The organism is Streptomyces sp. CB01881, from assembly GCF_002953255.1.
GTDB lineage: Bacteria > Actinomycetota > Actinomycetes > Streptomycetales > Streptomycetaceae > Kitasatospora.
The window spans coordinates 10,437,531-10,445,873 of the sequence record NZ_CP026498.1; the positions used below are offsets into that span (position 1 = coordinate 10,437,531).

Sequence of the window (8,343 nt, forward strand, 5' to 3'; positions counted from 1 at the left end):
CCCCGCTCGCCCAGCTCTGCGCCGGGCCGCGGACGCTGCGCCTCGCCGACGGACCGGACGAGGTGCACAAGCGCTCACTGGCCCGCCGCGAGCTCCGGCGGTACCGCTGACCTGCGTCATACCCGGGTAGCACCCGGCGGGTTGGCACCGCGGTATGACGTCTGTCCGCCACCTCGGCCCGTACTGTCGGCGTACGGGCCGGCCGGAGGCGGCGGGCGGACGACACGGGGAGCCGGGAGACCATGCGTACACGGGGACAGGGACGGACGGCACGGACGGGCATCGCCGCGCTGCTGGCGGCGACGGCGCTGCTGGGCGCGGCGGCCGCACCCGCGGCGGCGGCCGGGGCACCGGCCGTGACGGAACGGCAGGCACAGGCCGCACTGCCACAGCCCACCGGTCCCTACGCCGTCGGCACCACCGCACTGCACCTCACCGACCTCGGCCGGCAGGACCCGTGGCAGCCAGGACAGCCCCGCGAACTGATGGTCAGCTTCTGGTACCCGACCACCCGCCCCGCGTACGGCGACGAGCGGGCCCGCTACATGGAACCCCGCGCCGCCGCGCACTTCGGCGGCAAGGACGGCGCCGCCGTCTTCAACTACCGGACGGAGCCCGGCCGGACGGACTGGTCCGGCGTCCACACCCACGCCCGGCAGGACGCACCCGTGCTGCCCGGCGGCGGACCGCGCCCGGTGGTGCTCTACTCGGCCGGACTCGGTGACCCGCGCACCTGGGGCACCGGCCTCGCCGAGGACCTCGCCTCGCGCGGCTACGTCGTCGTCACCGTCGACCACCCCTACGACGCCTCCGAGGTGGAGTTCCCGGACGGCCGCCTCGTGGAGTCCGCCCTCCCGGGCCTGGCCGGGCCCGGCACGGACATCGGCGCCCTGTTGCGCAAGGCCCTGCAGACCCGGGTCGACGACACCCGCTTCGTCCTGGACGAACTCGCCGCACTGCGCACCGACGGACGGCTGCCCGCCCGGCTGGGCGCCTCGCTCGACCTCACCCGGATCGGCATGGCGGGCCACTCCGCGGGCGGCTTCACCGCCGCCCAGGCCATGCACGACGACCCCCGCATCGCGGCCGGCGTCAACCTGGACGGCCAGTTCCACTTCCCCGGCCCGGACGGAACCGGCGTCCACCTGGGCAGCGTCGCCGAGGACGGCCTGGACCGCCCGTTCCTGCTGATGGGCACCGGGAGCGAGGACTCCGGCGACTACCACCACCAGCCCGGCTGGGACGCCTTCTGGCAGCACACCCGGGGCTGGAAGGCCGACGTCACCCTGACCGGCTCCCGGCACGGCTCGTACACCGACGCACAGTCGCTGCTGCCCCAACTCGCCCGCCAGGGCGCGGTGCCGGGCGACGCCCTGCGGGCCGACGCCGGCGACATCCGCCCGGACCGGGCGGTGCTCGCCACCCGGGCCTACGTCGCGTCCTTCTTCGACCGCTGGCTGCGCGGACACGACGACCACCTGCTGGACGGGCCCTCGCCGCGCTTCCCGGAGATGGAGTTCGCCCGGTAGGACGGAGCCTCGGCGGATCCCGGTGGAGCCTGAGCGGATCCCGGCGGAGCCTCAGCGGATCTCCGAACCCGGGTTGGCGGCATCCCAGTCCTGCCGGGATCCGACGATCGCGTCGTGGTGGTCTTGACATCCTCCGCCTCGCGAACGGGGCGGACTCCCAGTTGAGCTAGTGTGCGGCTCGCTGGGTGGTTGACGTTTCATCGCCTGCCCAGCGGCTAAGGCTCCACGTCCGGGCACCCGCAATGTCCTGGGGCGCTTGATGCTTGGCGGCTATCTCGATGTTGCACGCGCCGTTGGTATCGGCGTTGCCGGACCAACAGCACCTCGGGTTCTGGCACACGAACTTGGATTGAGTCTCGCGGCTGCCTTTGGTGATGAGTCCGCAGGCGTGGCAGCGCAGGGAAGTGTTTGGGGCAGGGACCTTGATCAGGCGCCCGCCCCGGTCGGCGAGCTTGTACTCCAACATGGTCACGGTGCGCCCCCAGGCCTCACCGCTGATGGAGCGATTGAGTCCGGCTTTCTGCCGGACATTCTTCCCTGGCTCCTCGACGGTGCCTTTGGCCGACGTGACCATGTTCGTGATGCTGAGTGCTTCAACGCCGACGAGTCCGAAGCGGTCAGCGATGCCAGTGGTGGTTTCGTGCTGCCAGTTGACGGCTCGGCGCGTGGCTCTTGCACGGAGTGCGGCAATCCGGCGGTTGGTGCGGTTCAGGCGGTTGCTGGCGCACGCGCCCCGCTTGCTGTGTCGTTTCTGACGTTCACGGGTGCGCTCAAGGCGGCGCAGGCGGTCGGCTTCCTTGGGCTTGAGCCAATCGCCGTGCTCGCGGAAGGTGCCGTCGGACAGCGCGAGGGGCTTGGAGACGCCGAGGTCGATTCCGACGCCCGGCCCCATGTGCGGGGCGGGTTCGTCGACCACGGACTCGGTGCGGAACACGATGTGCCAGCCATTGGCTTCCTTTACCAGGCGCGCGCCGGTGATCCTGCCTGTCGGGCCGCTCCTGGTGACGCCGGGAAGGTCCTTGGTCCAGCGGAACCGGACAAGGCCGACCATCGGCACCCAGCATTGGCCCCGGCGTCGGGTCAAGCGAGTGATGCGCAGGTCACGGCCCTGGGGGATGTCAATAGCGCGCCGGGTTGTTCTTGAACGTCGGTTCCTCGGCGCGGCCCTCCCAGCAGTTCGACCAGGCGCGCAGATACGTCTTCAGAACCTGCTGCGAGGCCTGCGCGGGAAGTACGGCGAGCCAGTTGATCTCCTTGCGGGCGCGGCGTATCTCCGCGTCCATTCGGGAGAGCGACCGCTGGCACTTCGGCGTCATCCGCCAGAGATCGTGGAGCAGGTTCCACATCGCGCGGGCGGCATGGCCCTGGCTCTCGATCTTCCAGAGCTGCTCGGGGGTGAGATCGAGGATCGCCTTGTGCCCGCGCTGGCGCTTCAATCCCTCACCCCCTCAGATTGATTGGCTGTTGCGAGGAGCACACTACGCTGGCGTGCATCGCCGCGACGGGAAACAGCGGCCGGTGTCAGGCACAGTGCACATGCAGTCCATAACTTGCACGTTCACTGGGTGTTTGTGACCAAGTGCCGACACCCTGCGAGGCTCAGGGTCCGGCGCCGCGCCGCAGGGGCGCTGGCGCCTCTTGATCCGGTCTCACTCGCCGAGGACGACCACCCGCCCGGTGCTGCGCCCGTCCGCGACCTGCTGGACGGCGTCGGCCGCCCCGGTCAGCGGCAGACGGGCGCTCACCAGCGGGCGGACCACGCCGGCCCCGGCCAGCTCGGTCAGCTCCTCGTGCGCGGCCAGGACGGCCTGCGGGTCACGGGAGTTGTAGAGGCCCCAGTGCAGGCCGAGGATGCTGTAGTTCTTCACCAGCGCGTGGTTGAGCGCCGCCGCCGGGATCTCGCCGCTCGCGAACCCGACCACCACGATCCGGCCCTCGAAGGCGACGCACCTGGTCGAGCCGGTGAACGCGGCGCCGCCGACCGGGTCGAAGACCACGTCCGCGCCGCGCCCGCCGGTGGCCTCCTTGACCGCGGCGGTGAAGTCCACGGCCGTCCGGTCCACCACCAGGTCCGCGCCCAGCTCCCGGGCGACGGCCGCCTTGGCGGGCCCGCCGACCACGGCGATCACCCGCGCCCCGGCCGCCCGGCCGAGCTGGACCGCCGCACTGCCGACCCCGCCCGCGGCCGCGTGCACCAGCAGCGTCTCGCCCGGCCGCAGCCCGGCCCGGCGGTGCAGGGCGAACCACGCGGTCTGGTAGCCGATGTGCAGGGCGGCCGCCTCGGCGTCGTCCAGCGGCCCGGGCGCCGGGAACGCGGCCGCGGCCTCCAGCAGCGCGTACTCGGCGAAGGCGCCGCCGGGCAGCACCGGGTTGCCGATCACCCGCTCGCCCGTGCGCTCCCCGGCCACCACCTCGCCGCACAGCTCCACCCCGGGGGTGAACGGCAGCGGCGGGCGCACCTGGTACCGGCCCCGGACCATCAGCGCGTCCGGGAAGTTGACGGCGGCGGCCCGGACCCGGACCAGCAGCTGCCCCGGCCCGGGGACCGGCCGCGGGACGTCCCCGACGAGCCGCATGGCCGCCCGGGGCTCGCCCAGCTCGGTGACCTGCCAGGCCCTCACAGGGCTCCGCTCCTCTCCAGCCCCTGCTGGAGCCGGTTGACACCGGCCAGCCAGCGGTCCGGGTCGGTGGCGCGGACAGCGTAGTACTCGGCGACCTCGGGGTGTGGCAGGACGAGGAAGCGGTCCCGGCGCAGGGCGTCCAGCGTCGCCTCGGCGACGTCCTGCGCGTCCAGCGCGGTCGGTGCCAGCAGCGCCTCGCCGACCGCACCGGTCGAGGCGAGCATGTCGGTGCGCACGCCCTGCGGGCAGAGCGCGTGGACCCGCAGGCCGCGGTGACGGTAGGTGGCGGAGAGCCACTCGGCGAAGGCCAGCGCGCCGTGCTTGGAGACGGCGTACGGCGCCGAACCGAGCATGGTGAGCAGCCCGGCGGCCGAGACGGTGGCCACGAACCGGCCGGTGCCGCGTTCCAGCCAGCGGGGGAGCAGCAGGTCGGCGGCCCGGACGTGGGCGAGCACGTTGACCTCCCAGGCGCCCGCCCAGACGTCGGCCGGGGCGCCGGCCCCGCCGACCGGGGCGACTCCGGCGTTGGCGCACCAGACGTCGATCTCGCCGAGCGCCTCGCGGGCCCGGCCGACCAGGTCGGCGAGGCCTTCCGCCGAGGCGGCGTCCCCGGGGGCGGCGGTGCCGCCGGTCTCGGCGGCCACCGCGCGGGCGGCCCCGGCGTCCAGGTCGTTGACCACCACCCGGGCGCCGGCCGCCGCGAAGGCGCGGGCCAGCGCGGCGCCGATGCCACGGCCGGCGCCGGTGACCACCACGCCCTGGCCGGCGAAGTCCACCGGCTCCCCGGCGGCGGTCGCCGCGTCCCCGGCCCTGGTCACGTCGTCGGTCATGTCGGTGGCCCCGGTCGCGTTCCCGGCCCCGGTCACGTGGTCGGCCGCGCTCACAGCCCGCCGCCCAGGGTCACGCCGCCGTCGACCACCAGGGTCTGGCCGGTGATCCAGGCGGCGTCGGAGGAGAGCAGGAACGCCACCGCGCCCGCGACGTCCTCCGGCACGCCGAGCCGGCCCAGCGGGTAGGCGGCGGCGACCTGCTCCTCGCGGCCCTCGAAGAGCGCCTCGGCGAACCTGGTCTTCACCACGGCGGGCGCGACGGCGTTGACCCGGATGCCCTGGCCGCCGAGTTCGGCGGCCAGCTCGGTGGTCAGCCGGATCAGCGCGGCCTTGGACACCCCGTACATGCCGATCCCGAGTGAGGACCGGATGCCGGCGACGGACGCGACGTTGACCACCGAGCCGCCGTGCTCGCCCATCCAGGCGGCGTGCGCTCGGCGGGTCCAGGCCAGCGGGGCCAGCACGTTGACGGCGAGGATCTTGGCGGCGGCGCCCTCGTCGGTGTCCAGCACCGGGCCGTGGACCGGGTTGATGCCGGTGTTGTTGACCAGGTGGTCGAGCCGTCCGAAGGCCTCCAGGGTGCGGGCGACCGCCTCGTCCTGGTGGGCCGGGTCGTCGGCCTTGCCCGCGACGCCGATGGCGACCTCGGGACCGCCCAGGTCGTGGACGGCCTCGGCGAGCGGCTCGGCGTTGCGGGCGGTCAGGCAGACCCGGGCGCCGCGCGCGACCAGCTCGCGCGCGATCCCGAGGCCGATGCCCCGGCTGGATCCGGTGACGACGGCCACCTGGCCCTTGAAGGAGTGCACCACGGAGGGTCCTTTCGCGTGGTCCGGCCGGGGGATGGCCGGTTGGTGACGCTCGTGACTAAGCGCTTGCTTAGCATGCTGTCGGTGGGGGACCCTGTCAACAGGCCCCGGCACCCGCCCGCCACCGGCCCGCCGGGCCGCCGCACACCGCGGCGTCCGCGCGACGGCGGCGGCGTCCGTGACCGACCGCGGAGTCCCGTCCGCCACCACGGCGGCGTCCGCCCGTGACCGACGGGGCCCGTGCGACCTGAATGCCTGTACGACCGATCTGGGAGGATGGCGCCATGACCAGCACGCCCATCGCCGACCTCTGGCCCACCCTGCCCGGCGGCGCCGACGCCCGCCCCGAGGCGGCGTACCGGCTGCTCCAGGCCGCCGTCGAGTCCTTCGCCGAGCGCGGCTTCCACGCCACCACCACCCGGGACATCGCGACCGGCGCCGGCATGAGCCCGGCCGCGCTGTACATCCACTACCCGTCCAAGGCCGCCCTGCTGGCCGAGATCAGCCGGGCCGGGCACGCCGCCACGCTGGAGCTGGTCCGGGCCGCGGTGGCCGGCGAGGCAGACCCGGTGACCCGGATGCGGCGGCTCGTCGAGGAGTTCACCGCCTGGCACGCCCGGGCCCGCACGGTCGGCCGGGTGGTCAACTACGAGCTGCACGCCCTGCCCGAGGACGCCTACGCGGTGGTCGCCGCGCTGCGGCTGGACATCGAACGCGAGGTGAGCGACCTCATCGAGGCGGGCGCGGCCACCGGCGACTTCGAGGTCGCCGAGGTGCGGATCGCCGCCCGCGCGGTCACCTCGCTCGGCATCGACGTCTCGCGCTGGTACACCGGGCGCAGCAGCGAGACGCCGGAGGAGCTGGGCCGGCGCTACGCCGAGCTGGTGCTGCGGATGCTCGGCGCGCGCGTCTGACGGACCCCGCGACGGGCGGCTGCGGCCGGAGCCGGAGCGAGAACCGTGGCCAGGGCTGGAGCCAAGGCAGGGGCTACGGCTTGACGGCGGTGTGCACGTACCAGGAGACGTAGTCCCGGATCTGGTACATCTCCACCACCGACCGCATGCCGAGCCACCGCTCCGCCGGGCCGAACAGCCGCAGCAGCGCGTACGGCGCCCGGAAGTACGCGTAGAGCGCGTCCGAGGTCGGGCGGTAGCGGGCGGTGGCGTCGAGCGCCTCCTCGATCCGGAAGCCCGCGCCGATCAGCAGCTCGTTCAGGCTCCGGGTGTCGTAGCGCTTCGCACCGGGGAAGGACATGGCGTCCAGGTACGGCCCCAGCACCGCGCGGCCCTCGGGGCTCATCTCCTCCCGCGGGGCCCCCACCGGGCCCAGGAGCACCAGCCGGCCGCCCGGCCGCAGCACCCGGTGGAACTCGGCCAGGGCACGCGCCGGGTCGTACGCGTGCACCAGGGTCTCCATCGAGTACGCGCCGTCGAAGGACCCGTCGGCGAACTCCAGGTCGTGGTAGTCGCCCCAGGAGAAGGTGGTCCGGTCCTCCAGCGCCGCCCGGACGCTCAGCCGGCGGGCCTCCCGGACGTGGAAGTCCAGCACGTCCACGCCGGTGACCCGCACGCCGAACCGCCTCGCCAGCTCCCGTGCCACCACGCCCGACCCGCAGCCGGCGTCCAGCACCCGCGAGCCGGCGGGCAGGGCCAGCTTCCGGCCCAGGACGCCCTCCAGCTGACGCTGCGCCCGCCAGCAGCGCCACTTGGACTGGCCGGGCTCGGTCCACCCCCAGTGCCGGGCGTTGCGGCAGACCGCCCGGTAGAAGAGCCTGCTGCCCGGCCGCCCGTAGACGCGCCGGAGACCGGTGAGATCGAGCTCGCCACTGACCATCTGCACCCGCCAGGTGTTCCGGAGTCCGCTGCTGCCGTGGTGGCCGCTGTCGTCGTCGCCGCCGACTGCCGCCGCGGTCAAGCTACCGAGGCCGCCCCGGCAACGGCGTGGGGCGCGCGGGCAGAGCCGCCCGGTTGGGTGTGCCGGTGCCGTCTCGCAGGCCCCGCAGCCCGGGCCGCACCGGTGGACCGGGGCGGGTGCCCCGGGGCGGGCCGGTGGACCGGAGCCGTGGGGCGGCCGGGGCCGGGTCAGTCCGTGGCGATGGCGTCCAGGACGTTCATCCGGCCGGCCCGGAAGGCCGGCAGCAGGGCGGCCAGCAGGCCGACCACGGCGGAGAGCAGCAGGACCACCACGATGGTGGTCACCGGCACGGTCAGCACCTGCAGCCCTCCCGACTTCAGCACCTGCTGGGCGGTGATGCCCCAGGCCAGGCCGAGGCCGGTGCCGAGCAGCGCGCCGAACACCGCGATGACCACCGACTCCAGCCGGATCATCCGGCGCAGCTGGCGGCGGGAGAGGCCGATCGCCCGCAGCAGGCCGATCTCGCGGGTCCGTTCGACGACCGACAGGGCCAGCGTGTTGATCACGCCCAGGACGGCGACGATGATGGCGAGTCCGAGCAGGCCGTACACGAGGTTGAGCAGGCCGGCGACGCGCTGCTGGTAGAGCTCCTTGAAGGCGCTCTGGTCCTTGACGTCCAGCTGGGGGTAGGCGCTGAGCGCGT

9 protein-coding genes are annotated in these 8,343 nt (G+C 74.1%); 2 read left to right on the forward strand and 7 right to left on the reverse strand.

The genetic code is table 11. The annotated features are described in order from the left end of the window. Nucleotides 1-242: 242 nt before the first annotated feature. The gene (locus C2142_RS34925; protein ID WP_148646868.1) at nucleotides 243-1,529 is read left to right on the forward strand and encodes an esterase; all 1,287 of its coding nucleotides are present in this window, start codon (nucleotides 243-245) and stop codon (nucleotides 1,527-1,529) included. A 166-nt stretch (nucleotides 1,530-1,695) separates the two neighbouring features. Here C2142_RS34925 and C2142_RS40885 read toward each other — a convergent pair whose 3' ends face one another. The 5 genes from C2142_RS40885 to C2142_RS34950 all read right to left on the reverse strand — a co-directional run bounded on the left by C2142_RS40885 (nucleotide 1,696) and on the right by C2142_RS34950 (nucleotide 5,789). Further along, nucleotides 1,696-2,586 carry a transposase gene (locus tag C2142_RS40885; RefSeq protein ID WP_346766412.1) on the reverse strand — a complete coding sequence of 297 codons (891 nt, stop codon included), beginning with the start codon at nucleotides 2,584-2,586 and terminating at the stop codon, nucleotides 1,696-1,698. Nucleotides 2,587-2,647: 61 nt separating this feature from the next. Beyond that, on the reverse strand, nucleotides 2,648-2,965 hold the full coding sequence (locus tag C2142_RS34935) for a hypothetical protein (protein ID WP_148646869.1): 318 nt from the start codon (nucleotides 2,963-2,965) through the stop codon (nucleotides 2,648-2,650). 213 nt (nucleotides 2,966-3,178) lie between these two features. Further along, nucleotides 3,179-4,150, reverse strand: a complete 972-nt coding sequence (locus C2142_RS34940) for an NADPH:quinone oxidoreductase family protein (protein ID WP_148646870.1) — start codon at nucleotides 4,148-4,150, stop codon at nucleotides 3,179-3,181. Then, entirely contained in the window at nucleotides 4,147-4,980 is an 834-nt protein-coding gene (locus C2142_RS34945; RefSeq protein WP_148646871.1) for an SDR family oxidoreductase, read from the reverse strand. The genes C2142_RS34940 and C2142_RS34945 overlap by 4 nt, the downstream gene beginning before the upstream one ends. A 50-nt stretch (nucleotides 4,981-5,030) precedes the next feature. Further along, complete coding sequence (locus C2142_RS34950) at nucleotides 5,031-5,789, reverse strand: SDR family oxidoreductase (RefSeq protein ID WP_162002635.1); 759 nt, start codon at nucleotides 5,787-5,789, stop codon at nucleotides 5,031-5,033. Nucleotides 5,790-6,070: 281 nt separating this feature from the next. Between C2142_RS34950 and C2142_RS34955 the strand changes: the two genes are divergently transcribed. Next, entirely contained in the window at nucleotides 6,071-6,700 is a 630-nt protein-coding gene (locus tag C2142_RS34955) for a TetR/AcrR family transcriptional regulator (protein WP_148646872.1), read from the forward strand. Nucleotides 6,701-6,773: 73 nt separating this feature from the next. Here the strand turns inward: C2142_RS34955 and C2142_RS34960 are convergent, their stop codons facing one another. Together C2142_RS34960 and C2142_RS34965 are read right to left on the reverse strand one after the other, a co-directional pair. Next, nucleotides 6,774-7,700 carry a methyltransferase domain-containing protein gene (locus tag C2142_RS34960; RefSeq protein ID WP_148646873.1) on the reverse strand — a complete coding sequence of 309 codons (927 nt, stop codon included), beginning with the start codon at nucleotides 7,698-7,700 and terminating at the stop codon, nucleotides 6,774-6,776. 167 nt (nucleotides 7,701-7,867) lie between these two features. Next, on the reverse strand, nucleotides 7,868-8,343 hold a 476-nt coding region (locus tag C2142_RS34965; protein WP_194235837.1), incomplete at its 5' end, for an FtsX-like permease family protein.